General features: G+C 57.3%; 14 protein-coding genes. All 14 read left to right on the forward strand.

The annotated features are described in order from the left end of the window. The first annotated feature begins 336 nt into the window (after positions 1-336). A complete protein-coding gene (locus KY465_RS02970; protein ID WP_219158271.1) occupies positions 337-1,584 on the forward strand; it encodes a tyrosine-type recombinase/integrase in 1,248 nt (415 codons plus the stop codon). A gap of 38 nt (positions 1,585-1,622) precedes the next feature. Then, positions 1,623-2,129, forward strand: coding sequence for a hypothetical protein (locus KY465_RS02975; RefSeq protein WP_219158273.1), 507 nt, complete (start codon positions 1,623-1,625; stop codon positions 2,127-2,129). A 95-nt stretch (positions 2,130-2,224) separates the two neighbouring features. Then, complete coding sequence (locus tag KY465_RS02980) at positions 2,225-2,470, forward strand: helix-turn-helix transcriptional regulator (protein ID WP_219158275.1); 246 nt, start codon at positions 2,225-2,227, stop codon at positions 2,468-2,470. Between the two features lie 50 nt (positions 2,471-2,520). After that, positions 2,521-4,299: a bifunctional DNA primase/polymerase gene (locus KY465_RS02985; protein WP_219158277.1), complete on the forward strand. Its 1,779-nt coding sequence runs from the start codon at positions 2,521-2,523 to the stop codon at positions 4,297-4,299. Between the two features lie 312 nt (positions 4,300-4,611). Further along, on the forward strand, positions 4,612-5,151 hold the full coding sequence (locus tag KY465_RS02990) for a hypothetical protein (protein WP_219158279.1): 540 nt from the start codon (positions 4,612-4,614) through the stop codon (positions 5,149-5,151). 129 nt (positions 5,152-5,280) lie between these two features. Beyond that, positions 5,281-5,595: a HigA family addiction module antitoxin gene (locus tag KY465_RS02995; protein ID WP_219158281.1), complete on the forward strand. Its 315-nt coding sequence runs from the start codon at positions 5,281-5,283 to the stop codon at positions 5,593-5,595. A 1,026-nt stretch (positions 5,596-6,621) separates the two neighbouring features. Further along, entirely contained in the window at positions 6,622-7,662 is a 1,041-nt protein-coding gene (locus KY465_RS03000; RefSeq protein WP_219158283.1) for a PDDEXK family nuclease, read from the forward strand. A 289-nt stretch (positions 7,663-7,951) separates the two neighbouring features. Beyond that, positions 7,952-8,158 carry a hypothetical protein gene (locus tag KY465_RS03005; protein ID WP_219158285.1) on the forward strand — a complete coding sequence of 69 codons (207 nt, stop codon included), beginning with the start codon at positions 7,952-7,954 and terminating at the stop codon, positions 8,156-8,158. A gap of 195 nt (positions 8,159-8,353) precedes the next feature. Further along, entirely contained in the window at positions 8,354-10,540 is a 2,187-nt protein-coding gene (locus tag KY465_RS18595) for a type I restriction-modification system subunit M (protein WP_255561398.1), read from the forward strand. Continuing rightward, positions 10,537-11,811 carry a restriction endonuclease subunit S gene (locus KY465_RS03015; protein WP_219158287.1) on the forward strand — a complete coding sequence of 425 codons (1,275 nt, stop codon included), beginning with the start codon at positions 10,537-10,539 and terminating at the stop codon, positions 11,809-11,811. The genes KY465_RS18595 and KY465_RS03015 overlap by 4 nt, the downstream gene beginning before the upstream one ends. Next, positions 11,808-12,395: a hypothetical protein gene (locus tag KY465_RS03020; RefSeq protein ID WP_219158289.1), complete on the forward strand. Its 588-nt coding sequence runs from the start codon at positions 11,808-11,810 to the stop codon at positions 12,393-12,395. The genes KY465_RS03015 and KY465_RS03020 overlap by 4 nt, the downstream gene beginning before the upstream one ends. A gap of 15 nt (positions 12,396-12,410) precedes the next feature. After that, positions 12,411-13,136, forward strand: coding sequence for a TIR domain-containing protein (locus KY465_RS03025; RefSeq protein ID WP_219158291.1), 726 nt, complete (start codon positions 12,411-12,413; stop codon positions 13,134-13,136). Then, positions 13,136-16,228, forward strand: coding sequence for a type I restriction endonuclease subunit R (locus KY465_RS03030; protein ID WP_219158292.1), 3,093 nt, complete (start codon positions 13,136-13,138; stop codon positions 16,226-16,228). Before KY465_RS03025 ends, KY465_RS03030 begins: the two co-directional genes overlap by 1 nt. A gap of 375 nt (positions 16,229-16,603) precedes the next feature. Beyond that, positions 16,604-16,981, forward strand: coding sequence for a hypothetical protein (locus KY465_RS03035; RefSeq protein ID WP_219158295.1), 378 nt, complete (start codon positions 16,604-16,606; stop codon positions 16,979-16,981). The last annotated feature ends 52 nt before the right edge of the window (positions 16,982-17,033 follow it).

A 17,033-nucleotide genomic window follows, 5' to 3' on the forward strand; every position in this document is an offset into this window, starting at 1 on the left:
GGTTCTCCCATGATCTGCACGCACTGCGTAAGTCTACAATTTAAGCGAAGATTTTTTCCAAATGCGGTACTTCCTTACCGACGATCGGATTATATGCAGTCATTGGCTCCAAATGCATACCTTCCTGACCTTATTTCTCCTAGCCGCATGGAAGCCCCATTTCCTTCAAGAAGCCGACAAGCATTCGAGCTTGTGGATCTATAAGCTCGTTAGAACTCTTTCTGACGATATCAGTCAAATTATCCTCCAAACATTCAGATGCTGGCAGTATCGAAAGCACATTTTACCCCAAACCATACCCTGACACGCGGATATTGCTATCTTAGTTTCGTCGTCATGAAACGACGCCTGACCCCCAAGACTATCGATGCGCTGCCGCCAGCCACTGGCAAGCGCTACGAGGTTTATGACCAGTTGCTGCCCGGTCTGCACCTGCGCGTGTCTGCCACAGGCGGCAAGGTATTCTATGTTTCCAGCCGCATCAACGGACGCATGAAGCGCATCAAGATTGGCTCCTGGCCGATCCTGACACTGCACGATGCGCGCGAAAAGGCGCGCAGCCTGCTGCGCTCCATCGAGCTTGGCCGCTATGTCGAGAAGGCGCCGCACGAGGAAGAACAGCGCATGATGACGCTGGGCGAGGTCGTGCCGCAATTCATCGAGCTTTACGCCAAGCAGCGCACCAAGGACTGGAAGGGCAGCGAGCGCATGCTGCTGAAATTCTCCTCGCTGTTCTCGCGCCCGATCGACGAGATCAAGCGTGCTGACGTGGTGCGCGTGCTCGACACGATCATTGCCGATGGCGCAGCGACACGGGCGAACCGTGCGCTGGCTGCGATCAAGAAGCTGATGAACTGGTGCATTGACCGCGGCATGATCGAAACGTCGCCCGTGGCTCACCTGAAGCCGCCCACGAAGGAAATTGCGCGCGAACGCATGTTGAGCGATGCCGAGCTGACAACCATTTGGCGCATGGCCGAGCTTGAAGGCTTCCCCTTCGCGCAATGGATTCAGATGATGATGCTCACCGGCCAACGCCGTGGCGAAGTCTCCGGCATGCGCTGGTCTGAACTCGATCTGGTCAACGGGCTGTGGAGTCTGCCCTCAGCGCGGGTCAAGAATTCGAGCGCGCATATCGTGCCGCTTGCGCCCTTGGCGATCGACATCCTTAAAAAGGTGCCGCGCTTTCACAACTCGGAGTTCGTCTTCACCACCGCCGGCACGACATCGATCTCCGGCTTTGGCCGCCTCAAGCAACGGCTCGATGCCGCCTTCGCAGATGCCGAGGACTGGCGCTTCCATGACCTGAGCCGAACGATGGCGACCAACATGGCGATGCTGCGCGTTGCCCCGCACATCATCGAGGCTGTCCTCAACCACAAATCCGGTATCGTCTCCGGCGTTGCGGCGATCTACAATCGCCACGCATATCTGGACGAAAAGCGTGAGGCGCTGGAGCTGTGGGCCAAGAAGATCGGGGAACTGACGAGGACGACATCTTCGACGACGAATGCCTTGCCGGCCTCGCCACTATCCTCGGCGTCACAAACGATGCCCGACTGGCCGCATTCCGCGACGATCTGAAAACCTTCGGCATCGAGCGCCGCAAGGCCATTCGCGCCATGCCGATCGCCTACCCCATCGCTCCCTTCGACGCCTCCCTGTCGCGCCGCATCGCGTGGCTCGAAACGCAGGTGATCAATCCCTCCGAAAAGCTCCTGGCCGCACTCGCACCTGACAAACGGCCCTATTTTTCCGATTGGCCCGAAGAGTTCGCGAACAAGGCCCGTGTCAATTTTGAAGGCGCCGCAAGCGAGCTCGAATGCCTGCTGGAGAACGCAAGCGAACTGCGCGCCTCGCTTATTACGCAACGCGACCAGGGCATCTCGCATTTGTCGGAGATGCGCTACGACATCGTTTTCAATCTCGTCGAGATCCTGCGCCAGCACTTCCCCGAGCTGAAACTTTCACGCGGCCAGTTCGACCGGCAGCTCGGCATCACCATAGGCGTCATTCCCGACTTCATTCGCGCCGCTTATCTCGAGATCACTGGCACCAGCGAGCAGCTTGACGCGCCGATCCAAACGACGCTCGACGCGGTTCGAAAAAACCAGCGAAAATCCCGCTGAGAGTTTCAAGAGCTTGGCTCGCATTCCGGCGCAAACTTTATCATCCTGATCCTCGTTGGAGCCGGCTCCTTCATCAAACGATGAAAGGAAATCCAATGAGCAATCACACCACAGGCCATCAGACGGCCGACCAGCAGATCGTGCTGAACCGCAGCGATCTCAAACGCCTCGGCATTCGCGTCAGCAATTCGTCTCTCCTGAGATGGGAACACGCCGGCCGCTTTCCGCGCCGCATCCGCATGGCCGGAACCAGCGTCGCCTGGCTCAAATCCGAGGTCGAAGCATGGCTGGGTGACCGCGCTATCGAGCGCGCCGATCACCACTATGCCGATCCCTACTGATCGAGGGGCCTGAGCGCCCCTCCTCTTCCCGGAAAATTTGGAGACGAATGATGCCGAACTTGGATCGCATCGACGGGGATCTTGTATCCGCGTCAAAATCAAAGGCAGCCTGTGCATGGATCAAGGCGGGGGCGAAAGTCGTCGCCCTGCATGGCGTCCATGAGAATGGCCAGTGCACCTGTGGAAACAGAAAGTGCAAGTCGCCGGGCAAGCACCCGATCGCCGCTGAGTTCCCGAACGGACATCACAGCGCCACACGCGCGAGGGGCAAAATCATCCGCGCCTTGAAAGCGTTTCCGGATGCCAATATCGGCGTGGTGCTGCCGGACAACATCGTCGTGCTCGATGTCGATGGTCCCGAAGGACGAGACACCTTTGACAAACTCAACCTGCCGCGAACCGCGACCGTGCAGACGGGCCGGGGCACGCATCACTATTTCCGCACCACCGCGGCGTTGCCCGAAAGAAAGCAGAGGCTGGCCGGCATCGATTTCAAGGACAGCAGGAGCGGCTATCTTGTCGCGCCACCAAGCCGGCATCACTCAGGCCAGCGCTACCGCAGAAAGCGCGGCAGCACGCCCAAAATGGCCGCGTTGCCCCAAAGCTTCATCAGCGCTTTGGTCGCGAAGCCGTCAGCGACCGCGAATTTCAATCAGACGAACACGATCACCAAAGGCGGGCGCAACAGCACGCTGGCCAGCTATGCCGGGTATTTTCGCTATAAGGGCCTGGGCAGCACGGCGCTTGAACGGGTGCTCGGCGCCCTCAACCGCGAGATCTGCAGCCCACCGCTCGACGATAACGAACTCAGCCACATTGCCCACAGCATCGGCAATTATGAAGCTGGCTTTGAAAATGCCTTTGGCAGTCTGGCCGATGTCGAGGAGGAAGACGTTCAGTTTCTTGCGCATCCCTATATCGTGAAGGGTGCAACCACCGTCCTTGACGGGAACATGGGCCAGGGCAAATCGACCTTCACCGCTGCGCTCGCGGCAGCCGTCACGACCGGCAGGCCACCCCCGTTCCTGGAGACAATCGAACAGGGCAGCGTGCTCTTCCTGTCCGCAGAAGATGACCCGGCACGAGTGCTCAAGCCACGACTGGTCGAAAACGGTGCCGATGTCTCGAAGGTGCGCTATCAGGAGCAGGTGTTCTCACTCGATGCCAACGGCATGATGATGCTGCGCCAGGAAATCGAAACGCACCGGCCTGCCCTCGTCGTGATTGACCCGATCATCGCCTACATGGATGCCGGCGTTGATGGCAACAAGGCCAATGACACGATGCGCTTCATGGTCGAACTTGACCTGATTGCGCGCGAGTATGACGTCTCCATTCTGATTGTCCGGCATCTGCGCAAGGCCAGGGCAGACAACGCGATGCATCAGGGCATCGGCTCGATCGCCGTGTCGGCGAGAGTCCGCTCCGGCCTCATTCTTGGCCTCCACCCGCATGATCCATCAAAACGCGCCATTGCCCATTCCAAGGCCAACTATTCTGAAAAAGGACCGACGATCGTCTTCGAACTGCGCAGTGGTGAGAAAACCCGCCCTCCGGTGGTAAAATGGCATGAGGTCGATCCTGACATTAGCGAAGACGATCTCCTCGCAAAACCACCCGGTGCACTCGGACGGCCAAGCGAGGAACGCGATTTTGCCAAGGAGTTTCTGCGTGAGGCGCTGTCCAAAGGCCCACTCGAAAAGGCCAGGCTCGACCAGATGGCATCTGCCCGCGCAATCACACCGGAAACTTTGAGACGCGCCGCCGATGACATGAACATCGTCAAGCAGCGTGGCCAAAAAGGCCGGTCGGTCTGGTCGCTGCCGTGATCGCTCAAATCACCTCTGGCGATGCACGTCCGTCACGTTCTGGCGGGCGTTTTTCAATCCACTTGTTCAAAATTCACTCACATACATGAGTTTTGAACAAGTGGATTTTTATGCGCCTGTGAACGAAGGACCAAGAGGAATGCACGAATGCAGTCTCTCAAAAATACGCACATACGATCATTCTGAACAACTGCATTGCGCAGCACATTGCAGCGACCTGTCTCATCCGGCCTCATTCCGCCCCAGACCATACCGGGACGCTCGCCCGCTCGATTTCTATGCTCGGAACGCCATGAACAGGAGAAGAGCGCTATGCGTCAGCAGCCCGAATTTATGCATACGGTAACGGCAGAGAAAGAGCTCTTGAGCGCGCTTCGCGGTGCAGCACGCGGCAGAGAAATCCTCTTCCACGGAACAAGCTACGGCAGCCTGATCGCCAGAACAGACACTTTGCTCGTGCCGCGTGCCGGCGCTCCCGCGGTGGCGTTGACCCGGTCACCGGAAGTCGCGATTCTCCACGCCACGCTGACGATGGACAACAATGACGGCATCCCGACGGTTTTCATGTTTGATCGCCAATCCCTGAAAACACGCTACCGCATTGAGCCGCATGCAGATGCAGAACCTTGGGAGAAGCGAGCCGCGAAATCCGAGATGGAAGAACGGGTCTGGCTTCGAGACATCAGGCCAATTTCAAGGCACCTGATCACCATCTTCTATTGCGTCGGCGACCGCGTGTATGAGCAGTCGTCCCTAACGCGGTTCGCCATCATTGCTGATCTTCTCGCCCGCGCTCGCATCGCCGCATGGCAAAAGCAGAACGGCTACAGAGCTAAAACCTTGGCAGTCTGAATACCTGCCTGGCCGCGTTAAGAGAGATCGCGAATAAAAAAACGCCCTCCCCCATACGGTCTGCGGCCAGCATGACCTATTGCGTTATATGAGGTGATGCGTTCAATTTTGACGATGGAGGACCGAGCAATGTCGAAATCGTCGACGACCACGACTGAGCTTCTGCCGAACCCGCATCCCGGCGAGATGTTGCTTGAGGAGTTTCTCAAACCCATGGTTCTCAGCCAGAACGCTGTGGCTCGCGCCGTGCATGTGCCGCCTCGCCGCATCAATGAAATCGTCTTGGGCAAACGCGCCATGTCGGCCGACACCGACCTGCGTCTTGCGCGCTACTTCGGCATGTCCGAGGGCTTTTTCCTCGGGCTGCAGACCAACTATGATCTGATGCAACGCCGCCGGGAAATCGAAGGCGACTTGAGCACGATCGAGCCGAGAGTGGCGTAAGCAAGGAACGCAGAATAATGCATGAACGGTTTGCCGCAGTTGTTGAGACGCTACATCCACTCTTTGAGGCGCTAGTCGCAGCCCCCTCTTATTCCGGGGGCAAAATACCTCAGTCAATGCCAGAGCAGGGCGTATATCTCTTTAGCGAAGGCGAGGACCACCTATATGCGGGACGGTCCAATAATATGCGGCAGCGCTATAGCCAGCATACCTGGCCCAGCTCAGGGCACCAGGCAGCTTCCTTTGCTTTCCGGCTAGCGCGGGAAAATACTGGTCAAACCACGGCTACCTACAGATCCGGGGACGGTAGCAGGAATGGGCTACAAGCCGATCCGGCTTTCTCCCAGGCATTCGCCAGCGCCAAGGCGAGAGTGGGGAAAATGGACTACAGGTTCGTCGAGGTTACCGACCAAACGCAACAGGCGCTGCTCGAACTCTACGCCGCAATCTCCCTTGGCTGCCCATTCAACGACTTCAACACGTACTAGGTTGCCCTACATTGGCATTGCACACTCTCACATTTAAGCTAAGACCGACACGCTGATCAATCATCAGCCTTTCAGACGCATGGCCAGCGCAAATTGCTCAATCCAAACAACAGGTCCGATCTCGCCCCTACCCGTAGCTGCCTGTTCTGGGTGACACTTGGGTAGCAAAGCGTGTGTTTCGGGTATCTCAAACCACCGACCACCCTGCTTGTCTGCTCGGCGCGCTCTGTCTTTAAGTCGCAGCGATCATTAGCGTCACAGTTCGCCCCTCAGCGAGCCAGCGCTGGGCGGTCGCATGTGCGCAGGCATAACCCCTCAGGACGTGACACTATCGGCGCTGCTGGCTCATTGTAACGCCGCCGCGCGCGCGATTGTCTGCGTAGAGTGCTGGTTAGTTCAAGCCTGGAAGATATTAATTCATCCGCGCGCCAACTCATTCATTCATCTCTCAAACCACCATTTATTAGACAGCGCGTTGCCTCTACTGTCTCGGAAGGGTGCCTGTTACAAATAAAATAGTTCGTTTCAAGGAAATCGTATGACCTCACTCTATAGAATAGTTGGAAATCAGCTTCAGCCCGCCAACCGCCGGGCGCTTACCAAAGAGAGCCTAATCGAAGATTGGCTGGCCGCCGATCCAAAGCTTGCCGGGCTCGACGCGATGATTATCGGTCGGCAGGTACCAACCGACCACGGCAAGTTCATCGATCTCTTGGCATTGGACGCTACAGGCGCTCTGATCATAATCGAACTGAAAAAGAGCCGCACGCCGCGCGAAATCGTCGCGCAAGTGCTCGACTATGCCTCCTCGGTGCGCACGTTGACAACGCCTGAAATTTACGAACGCGCGGAGAAATTCCTTAACAAGCGACTGGTAACCGCCTTCCGCGAACGGTTTGGCGAAACGATACCCGAACGGCTCAACGCTACGCATTCTATGCTGATCGTCGCGAGCGAGCTTGACCAGGCTTCGCGCCGAATCGTCGAGTATCTTTCCGAGGAGCATGGCGTTGCAATCAACACAGTGTTCTTCAACGTCTTTGAGGCCAATGGAGAGGAATGGCTAACGACAGACTTCCTGCTCGATCAGGAAGAGGTCGAAGAACGCTCCGAACGCAAAGTTCGCGCTCCGTGGTCGGGGTACTTTTTCGCTAATGCTGGCCTCAACGAGAATCGATCGTGGGAGGATTATCGCAAATATGGTTACGTGGCCGCAGGCGGTGGAGAATTCTATTCGGGTCGCTTGGGCCAGTTGGGGGTTGGCGATGAGGTATTCGTCTTCGATAAAGGCAATGGCTACATTGGCTATGGCGTCGTCACTGCAGAAAAGACCCCAGCCGCTGACTTCCAGACGCAGGACGGCCCCCTTCTCGAACAGCCGCTGATTGGCGAGAGCTTGGGACACGACTTCGAGAATCCCGAGCTTGCTGAATATGTTGTCGGTATAGACTGGAAGCGCACCGTAGATCGCACACAGGGCAAATGGTTCAAGGGCGCCTTCGCCAACCAAAACATTGTCTGCAAGCTGCGCGACCAAGCCACGGTTGATTTTCTAAAAGCAGAGTTTGGGTTGGAGTAGACCGGACGTCACAACCGCTAGTCAGCGAAGCGTTCGGAAACTTGCAGAGCGTGCTGGGTGCTGCCTTCCTCGCACCCATCGCGATCGGAGGCATCGTCATCATCGTTGGCACTCTGAGACAGCCCCAACGAACTGTCGTACGCTGACGTGCCGCAAGTATTGAAGCGATACCGCGAATTCTACGGGGACACTGCGCAGGAATTGCAGCGCGACCTCTAGGATTTTCCCTGACAAGGCCTCTGTGGTCGTCTTATTGGATAGATCGTCTTGAAACCGAAGGAGACGATCAATGGCTGAAATCATCACCCTCAAGCAGCTCTGCGCCGAACTGAAGCTTGATCCGCGCGAGGCCCGCGAACGCCTGCGCTCAGCAGCTCGCGATCCCAAGAAACACCCTGAACTCGCCAAGCTGCACAAACCTCGTGCCCCCTGGAGCTGGATCAAAGGATCGGCCGGGGAGAAGGAAGCGAGGACTATTTTCACTTCGAAGAGCTAGCGCTACCTTGCCGCCAAAGCAAAGCGCGCCTGCCAATATTCAGGCGCGCTCTTTGGTGGTCACCGGGTTTCCTTTTCCTGCACCCCGGCTCCGACACACACCGCTGTCCGAACGGCCGTCGCTTGACTGAAAGCATCTGAGCGATTCTTCTGCGCGAATCGCAAACTACTTCAGGGCAAGGGGAACGTCCAACCAATGAACGTTCAAGTTCACGAGCGGCTAAAGGCCGACATCTGGGAAATCGCCAACCGGCTGCGCGGGCCGTATCGCCCACCGCAATACCGTCTGGTCATGCTGCCGATTGTCGTTCTGCGCCGACTGGATTGTCTACTTGAGCCCACCAAGGATGCTGTACTTAAGGAATACAAGAAGCTGACGGCGCAGAACGTGCCGGAAAGCGCGATGGAGCGACTGCTTGGCCGTGCCGCCAACCCTGACCGCAAACATCCGCTCTACAATACCAGCGCCTACACCTTCGAGCGCCTGCTGGGCGATCCCGAAAATATCGCGCCGAACCTCGTCTCCTACATCAACGGCTTCTCGTCCACCGCCCGGACCATCTTCGAGAAATTCAAGTTCACCGACCAGATCGAAAAGCTCGACGCCAGCAACCGGCTTTTCACCATCGTCAAGGCGATGGCTGATGTGGACCTGCACCCGGATCGCATCGACAACCTGCAAATGGGCTATCTGTTCGAACATCTGGTGATGCGCTTCAACGAACAGGCCAACGAAGAGGCCGGCGACCACTTCACCCCGCGCGAGGTCATCCGCCTGATGGCCAACCTCGTCTATACGGGTGAGCAGGACGTCTACACGCCGGGCATTTTCCGAACGATCTACGACCCGGCCTGCGGGACCGGCGGGATGCTGTCAGAATCCGAAAAGTTCATTCTCGGCCAGAACAGCCAAGCCAACCTTGCCCTGCATGGACAGGAATACAACGACGAGTCCTGGGCGATTTGCTGTTCTGACATGCTGATCAAGGATGAGGACACCAAGAACATCGTGCTTGGTGACACGCTGGGCGATGGCAAGACCCGTGACGGATTCGAGGGAAGCAGCTTTCACTACATGCTCGCCAACCCGCCCTTCGGCGTCGAGTGGAAGGATCAGAAAGCGGTCGTTGAACGCGAGCACAAGGAGATGGGCTTTTCAGGTCGTTTCGGCGCTGGCCTGCCCGCAATCAATGACGGTTCGCTGCTGTTTCTGCAGCACATGATTGAGAAGATGCATCCCTATGAAGCGGGGGACGAGGACGCAACTGGATCCAAGATCGCGGTGGTCTTTAACGGCTCGCCTTTGTTCTCTGGCGATGCAGGCTCGGGGCCGTCGAATATCCGCCGCTGGATCATCGAGAACGATTGGCTCGACGCCATCGTCGCCCTACCTGATCAGCTCTTCTACAATACGGGCATCTTCACCTATGTCTGGCTCGTCACCAACCGCAAGGCACCTGAGCGGCGCGGCAAGGTGCAACTGATCGACGGCACGCGGTTCTTCGAGAAGATGAAGAAGAGCCTCAACAATAAGCGCAACGAGATCAGCGATGACCAGATCAATGACCTGACCCGTCTCTACGGCAATTTCAAAGATGAGGAAAAGGCCGAGGTCGTCCTCGACCAAAAGACGGGCGAGAAGGAGACTCGCGTCGTCTCCCGCGTCTTCGAGAATCGCGAGTTTGGCTTCCTCAAGGTGACGGTGGAGCGTCCCCTGCGCATGAATTTCGAAGCGACGCCAGAGCGTATCGCCCGGCTGGATGACCAGAAAGCTTTCGCCAATCTTGCCATCTCCAAAAAGCGCAAGGATGCGAAAGCGGTCGAGGCCGAGGAAGCGGCTGGGCGCGCCGAACAGGATGCCATTCGCGCTTTGCTTTCAACTCTGGAAGCCAAGCGGCGCTACATGGATCGCGAGGCGTTTGATGAGGACCTGTCTCGCGCCGCCAAGCGCGCCGGACTGAAACTCGCCGCGCCCATCAAGAAGGCGATCTTTGCCGCGCTGGGCGAGCGCGACCCGGATGCCGAGATTTGCCGCGACGGTAAGGGCAGGCCGGAGCCGGACAGCGAGTTGCGCGACACCGAGAATATCCCGCTGCCCGAAGGCACGGCCCTGCCGCTGCCCATGCAGTTCGGGCCGGACAAGCCCAATGACAGACTGGTGGACGAATTCCGCGATGTGATCGACGCCTATATGGCGCGCGAGGTGCTGCCGCATGTGGGGGATGCCTGGGTCGATTATGACAAGACCAAGGTCGGCTATGAAATCCCAATCAACCGGCATTTCTACGTCTACAAGCCGCCGCGCCCGCTGGATGAGATCGAAGCCGACATCACCGCGCTGGAAGGCGAGATTGCCGGGCTGCTCAAGGGACTGGTGGCATGAGCTACTTCGCGCGCAGTGATGAGCTGCCGGGTTGGGCGGCGCATGTCCCGGAAGGTTGGGGCAAGGGCTGGCTTAAATGGTCGGTCGGGCTGTCAACGAAGCGCCCAACTGAGTCGGAACAGGAGGCTCTTCCATACATCTCGAATGAGGATATTGCTTCTTGGACGGGGAAGCTTCTGGTTGAGGAGCCGAAACCGGCCGAAGCGGATAGTCGGACATTTCAGAAAGATGATGTTCTCTTCAACAAGCTCCGTCCGTATCTCGCTAAGGTCTATCACGCAACATTTGACGGCGTGAGTTCAGGTGAGTTGCTGTGCCTTCGGCCGTCTGAGGCTGTTGAACCGCGCTTCCTGTTTTATGTTCTGGTATCAAAAGGCTTCGTCGACACGATCAATTCCGAAACCTTTGGATCAAAGATGCCTCGCGCGGATTGGGAGACGGTCGGCCACCAGCCGCTGCCCCTTCCGCCCCTCGAAACCCAGCAGCGGGTTGCGCGGTTTCTGGATGAGAAGACGGCGCGGATCGATGCGCTGATCGAGAAGAAGCGCGCGCTTCTGGACCGGCTGGCCGAAAAGCGTCAGGCCCTCATCACCCGCGCCGTCACCAAGGGCCTGAACCCCAACGCCCCGATGAAGCCTTCTGGCATCGACTGGCTTGGCGACATCCCGGCAAACTGGCAAGTTAAGAGGTTATCTTTCGTTACTGATGTGATCGACTGTAAACACAGAACGCCGGAATACGTTGACGACGGTATCCCGCTGGTGAGTACGACAGAGGTGAAGCCGTTTCGCATTGACTATGCGACTAAACGGATGGTCAGTGATGACGAATTTGAACTGATGTCCGAGGGCGGTCGGAAACCTGGTCCTGGCGATATTATCTACAGCAGAAACGCGTCAGTTGGCTCAGCGGCGCTTGTAAGGACAGCAGATCCACTTTGCCTAGGTCAAGACCTTTGCCTAATTCGGCCAAAGGCGATCAACTCTGAATTCTTGGAGTTTTTCTTGAATTCTAGAGCATGTTTGGAGCAATTAGATCGAGAATTAGTCGGCGCGACATTCAAGCGGGTCAATGTAGACGCAATAAAGAAATACTTCACGCTTCTACCTCCTGCTGCAGAACAGGACGCAATTGCGGCATGGCTGAACGAACGCCTCTCCGAGGAGGAGGCTAATTCCTCAAAGGTCGAGAAGAGCCTTGATCTCCTAGTTGAATACCGCGCGGCCATCATCACCGCTTCGGTCACTGGACAGGTCGCAGATTTGGCATGACTCTCGACGCGTCCAGCTATTTCGATCATATCAAAGCGTACATCAGCGACGCGTACATCGTTCATCGCGGTGATGGTGGTGAGATCGTCCTTCGTGAGAAGTACTTCCGCGAAGACGAGACCAGAAAGACCACGCGCGAGGTGAAGCTGCCCTATAAGGGCAAGGCGTTCGCCATCAAGCTCGATGGGCGCAATAATTCCCTTTTCCATTTCCTTGATGAAAACGGCAAGGAATGGTCCAAGCGCTGCGACTTCGTTGTCTTCCAATGCTTCAACCGAAAGGTAACGGCGTACCTGTTCGAGTTCAAGACGAAGAGCCTCGACGCAGGCTCGATCATCGACCAACTAAAGTCAGGGCTTCATTGGTGTGCTTGCTTGCGAAAGGTGGTCGCCCAGTACACCGGTGATACGAGGCCGTTGGAGGTCAAGAAATTTGTCCTGACCGAGAACAACAATCCTGACGCTTATTTCGATGCGCACAAGAAATATCTCGCCCGTGACCCTTCCGTTCGCCACTATCACTATGATGAAATTGAAACGCTCGGGCTTGATGATCTTGAGAATGACTCGGTAAATACAGTTTGAAGGCTGGGGGATGCAATGGCAATTGAATTTCACGATGGGCCTGACGCTCTGATCGAATTAGTAGCATCGCATGACGTCAAAGGTGAATGGTCTGATGACGGAAACGGGCGGCTATCGTTCAGGTCGCAGCGGGGTGGTGTGCTGAACTACTGGCCTCGAAAGGGAACAGTACAGTGTCAGGGTAAGGCCGAGCCAAAAGCCGAACTGGAGGCCATTTTCTCGTCCACTGGAGCTGCCGTTCCCGCTGCCGCTCGGGCAAAACCAAAAGACGGCAAAACAAAAATCTTCGTGGTCCACGGACACGATATGACAGCTCTGGAACAGCTTGAGCTTGTTCTGAGGCGGCTTAATCTCGATCCCTATATTCTGCAAAACAACGATGGCGGCTCAAACACGATCATCGAGGCGCTTGAACAGCAGATTTACGATGAAGCCGCATTTGGCATCGTCCTCATGACGCCGGACGATTTCGGCTATGCAAAAGCGAAGGGTGAAGACGCCAGCCAACCTCGCGCTCGTCAGAATGTCATACTTGAACTTGGGATGGTCCTTGCCTCGTTGGGTCGGAACAGAATGGTAATCCTCAAGAAGGGTGCCTTGGAGACACCCAGCGATGTTGATGGAGTGCTGCGGCTGGAGTTCAACGATCACGTCAAGGAAATCGCTGTCAAACTGGCCCGCAGAATGAAGTCGGCTGGTATCGAGATCGACGACGCCCTCGTCGCTGGCTGTGGAGCCTGATGGAATATATGCCCGGCCATACCGAAAACGACTTCGAAACAGCTATTGAAGCCGGGCTTATCGGCGCGGGTGGCTATGCCATGCGAGCACCCGCCGCCTATGACGAAGCGCTGGCGCTTTTCCCCGAAGACGTCACCGGCTTCCTAAAAGACAGTCAGGCGGCGAAGTGGGGGCAGCTTGAAGCCCTATTGGGGGCTAAGACGGAAGCGACCGTGCTCGACAGTCTCGCCAAGGAACTCGAGATCAAGGGGACGCTCCACGTCCTGCGGCATGGCTTCAAATGCTACGGCAAGACGTTCCGGTTGGCCTATTTCCGCCCGAACTCCGGCATGAACCCCGAGGCCGCCGCGTCCTATGCTGCGAACCGCCTGACCATCACAAGGCAAGTCGCCTTCACCTCGGTAATGAGGAAGGCGGACGGCAAGAACCGGCGCTGCATCATCGACGTGACGTTGAGCCTCAACGGCCTGCCAGTCGCAACAGCGGAACTGAAAAACCCGCTGACCGGCCAGCGCGCGGCGGATGCCGTGCGCCAGTATTGCGATGCGCGCGACGAGCGCGATCTGCTGTTCGCCTTTAAGAAACGCGCGCTGGTGCATTTCGCGGTGGACCCGGATGAGGTGTGGATGACCACGCGGCTCAAGGGCAAGGAGACGGTGTTCCTGCCATTTAACCGGGGCAATAATCACGGCGCGGGCAATCCGCCCGTCGAGGGCGACTGGAAAACCCACTACCTATGGGACGAGGTGCTACAGTCCGACAGCCTGATCGACATCCTGCAGCGCTTCATGCACCTGGAGGTGAAGGAGCGGCAGGTCAAGACCGACAAGGGTGTGCGCACCATCCGCAAGGAGACGATGATCTTCCCGCGCTATCATCAGCTTGATGCAGTGCGGAAGCTCGTCACCCACGCGCGCGAGAACGGCGCGGGGCGAAATTACCTCGTTCAGCATTCGGCGGGGTCGGGCAAGTCCAACTCCATCGCGTGGCTGGCGCATCGGTTGGCCAGCTTGCATGACGCCAATGACCAGAAGGTGTTTCATTCGGTGGTCGTCGTAACTGACCGTCGCGTGCTCGACCAGCAATTGCAGAATACGATCTACCAGTTCGAGCACAAGACCGGGGTAGTCGAGAAGATAGACGAAGACACCCAGCAGCTCGTTCGCGCTCTGTCGCAGGGCACGCCGATTGTCATCACCACGATCCAGAAATTCCCGTTCATCTCTCAGGCGATCTCGACGCTCGAAGGCAAGGGCACGGGCGTGAAAATCGACACGGCTGGTAAGCGCTTCGCCGTGATTGTGGACGAGGCCCATTCCTCGCAGAGCGGCGAGACCGCCACCGCGCTCAAGGGGATGCTGAACAAGGACGGCATCGAAGCCGCCATTGCGGCGCAGATGTCGGACGAAGAGGACGACGACCTTTCCGACGACGCCAAGGCGGCGATGCTGCGCGATGCGCTGAAGCGCGCCCGTCAGCCGAACCTTTCGTTCTTTGCCTTCACCGCTACCCCGAAATTCAAGACCAAGGCGCTCTTTGACGAGCCGGGACCGTCGGGCACATCGCCGTTTCACGAGTACACCATGCGGCAAGCCATTGAAGAAGGCTTCATCATGGACGTGCTTCAGAACTACACGACCTACAAACGCTTTTTCGGCCTTATCAAGCAGGTGGAGAACGACCCGGAGGTGCCACGCAAGAAGGCAGCGAAGGCGCTGACGCGATATCTGGAACTCCACCCGGTCAATATCGAGCAAGTGGTCTCAGTCATCGTAGAGCATTTCCGGCTCTACGTCATGCACGAGCTTGGCGGGCGGGCCAAGGCAATGGTCGTCACCGGCTCACGGCTCGCGGCCGTCAAATACAAGCTCGCCTTTGACCGTTATATCAAGGACAACGGCTATACCGGCATCCGCTCACTGGTCGCCTTTTCGGGCACCGTGGAAGACCCGGAAGATCCCGGCTCGTCCTATACCGAAGTCGCCATGAACGACGGGCTGGCGGAAAGCGAACTGCCCGAAACCTTCGAGCGCGACGATTACCGCGTGCTCCTGGTCGCCGAAAAATACCAGACCGGCTTCGACCAGCCTCTGTTGCAGACGATGTATGTGGTCAAGCGTCTGGCCGGGGTGCAAGCCGTCCAGACGCTCTCCCGGCTCAACCGCATGGCACCGGGCAAGGCGCGGACTTTCGTGCTCGACTTTGCCAACGACGAAGACGACATCTACAAGGCGTTCAAGCCCTATTATGAGGCCACGCCTATCGGTGAAAATGCCGACCCTCACCGCCTTTTAGAGTTGCAGCACAAGCTACTCGAATGGGCGATTTTCGCGCCCGATGACGTGAACGCCTTTGCCGAAGTCTGGTATCGCGCCAAGCGCGATCATTCGGCTACCGATCACCGGCTTATGAACGCGGTGCTTGATGCGATCGTTCAACGATTCAGCGACCGCGAAGAACATGAACAGGAGGAATTTCGCGGCCAGCTAACCGCCTATCGCAATCTCTATGCCTTCCTCTCGCAGATCATCCCCTATCAGGATAGCGAGCTTGAGAAGCTCTACGCCTTCGTCCGCAACCTGATAGCCAAGCTGCCACCGCCCGGTGATGGCCAAGCCTTTGCACTGGACGATGAAGTTGCGCTTCGCTTCTTCCGGCTCCAGCAGATGACCGAAGGCTCAATCGATCTCGGCTATGGCGAGGCCGTCCCGCTTAAGGGGCCAACGGACGTTGGGACGGGCGGGTTCAGCGAGGAAGCTGTTGCCCTATCGACGCTGGTGTCGAAACTGAACGAGCGCTTTGGGACAAACTTCACTGAGGCTGATCAGTTCTTCTTCGACCAGATACGCGCCAGCGCCGAAGAGGACGACAAAATCGTTGAAGCGGCGAAGGCGAACAACCTCGCCAACTTCTCATCCTATCTCGAACGGATGCTGGATGAACTCTTCATAGATCGCATGGAAGGCAATGAGGAAATCTTCTCGCGCGTGATGACGGACAAGGAGTTCCGTTCGGCTGCGCATGAGCACCTCGCCATGGAGATTTTCCAGCGTGTGCGGGACCAAAAGAAATCTGATAGTACCAAACTATGAGACCCAGCTAAGAAAATTTGGCCGCCCGTACATACTCGTTGGTGCAAGGGGACCATCCCCAGTAGTTTGTGGTCCGAGCTTCTCACCGACGATAGGAAGTATGGTTCTTCCTTAATGCTACGCACCTCAGCGAGCCAGCACTGGGCGTTCGCATGTGCGCAGGCATACACCCTCAGGACGTAACGCTATCGGCGCTGCTGGCACGTTTTAACGTCGCCGCGCGCGATCGTCTGCGTAGAGTAGTCGGTCAGTGGCAGAGCGAGCGCCATTGTGAGAACGCCATCCGCTCCTTTTAATCATTGCCGTATCAACAAGGCCCGGCAGGTGCGGCAACACCCACCGAGCCTCTGACCAACCGAACCCAAGGAGTTCGATATGGCTACGCTCGACACTATCACCAGGCGCACCCTTCTGCGAGGCGCTCCATTGGCTGCGCTCGTCCCTTCAACACCCATGTCCGATATGGCGAGAGCGATTGCCTGGCACCGTCAATCCCTCAAAGAGTTCAGTGCCAATTGCTGGCGCAGCGACGAGCTCGATCCACGCTATGCGTCCGATACGCCCGAAAACAACGAGCGCATATTCGCCACAGCCCTCAAAAGGGAGGAGGAAACGTTGGCTGATCTCCTGCAATTACCGGCGCATGACGCCACCGCCATGAGTGCCAAAGGCGCATACCTGCTCGCCTACCTTGAACGTGACGGTCTCGAGGAACGCCATGTCAAGCTGCTGCTGAAATCCATGATCGCTTGAGGGTTTTCCCTGACAAGGCTGATTTGGTCGTCTTATTAGATAGATCGTCTTG

Origin of the sequence: Neohoeflea coraliihabitans (assembly GCF_019334345.1) — a bacterium.
GTDB lineage: Bacteria > Pseudomonadota > Alphaproteobacteria > Rhizobiales > Rhizobiaceae > Pseudohoeflea > Pseudohoeflea coraliihabitans.

Coding starts and splice junctions, on each gene's coding strand:
- KY465_RS02970 (WP_219158271.1), top strand. CDS start 337: ATGAAACGACGCCTGACCCCCAAGACTATCGATGCGCTGCCGCCAGCC.
- KY465_RS02975 (WP_219158273.1), top strand. CDS start 1,623: ATGCCGATCGCCTACCCCATCGCTCCCTTCGACGCCTCCCTGTCGCGC.
- KY465_RS02980 (WP_219158275.1), top strand. CDS start 2,225: ATGAGCAATCACACCACAGGCCATCAGACGGCCGACCAGCAGATCGTG.
- KY465_RS02985 (WP_219158277.1), top strand. CDS start 2,521: ATGCCGAACTTGGATCGCATCGACGGGGATCTTGTATCCGCGTCAAAA.
- KY465_RS02990 (WP_219158279.1), top strand. CDS start 4,612: ATGCGTCAGCAGCCCGAATTTATGCATACGGTAACGGCAGAGAAAGAG.
- KY465_RS02995 (WP_219158281.1), top strand. CDS start 5,281: ATGTCGAAATCGTCGACGACCACGACTGAGCTTCTGCCGAACCCGCAT.
- KY465_RS03000 (WP_219158283.1), top strand. CDS start 6,622: ATGACCTCACTCTATAGAATAGTTGGAAATCAGCTTCAGCCCGCCAAC.
- KY465_RS03005 (WP_219158285.1), top strand. CDS start 7,952: ATGGCTGAAATCATCACCCTCAAGCAGCTCTGCGCCGAACTGAAGCTT.
- KY465_RS18595 (WP_255561398.1), top strand. CDS start 8,354: ATGAACGTTCAAGTTCACGAGCGGCTAAAGGCCGACATCTGGGAAATC.
- KY465_RS03015 (WP_219158287.1), top strand. CDS start 10,537: ATGAGCTACTTCGCGCGCAGTGATGAGCTGCCGGGTTGGGCGGCGCAT.
- KY465_RS03020 (WP_219158289.1), top strand. CDS start 11,808: ATGACTCTCGACGCGTCCAGCTATTTCGATCATATCAAAGCGTACATC.
- KY465_RS03025 (WP_219158291.1), top strand. CDS start 12,411: ATGGCAATTGAATTTCACGATGGGCCTGACGCTCTGATCGAATTAGTA.
- KY465_RS03030 (WP_219158292.1), top strand. CDS start 13,136: ATGGAATATATGCCCGGCCATACCGAAAACGACTTCGAAACAGCTATT.
- KY465_RS03035 (WP_219158295.1), top strand. CDS start 16,604: ATGGCTACGCTCGACACTATCACCAGGCGCACCCTTCTGCGAGGCGCT.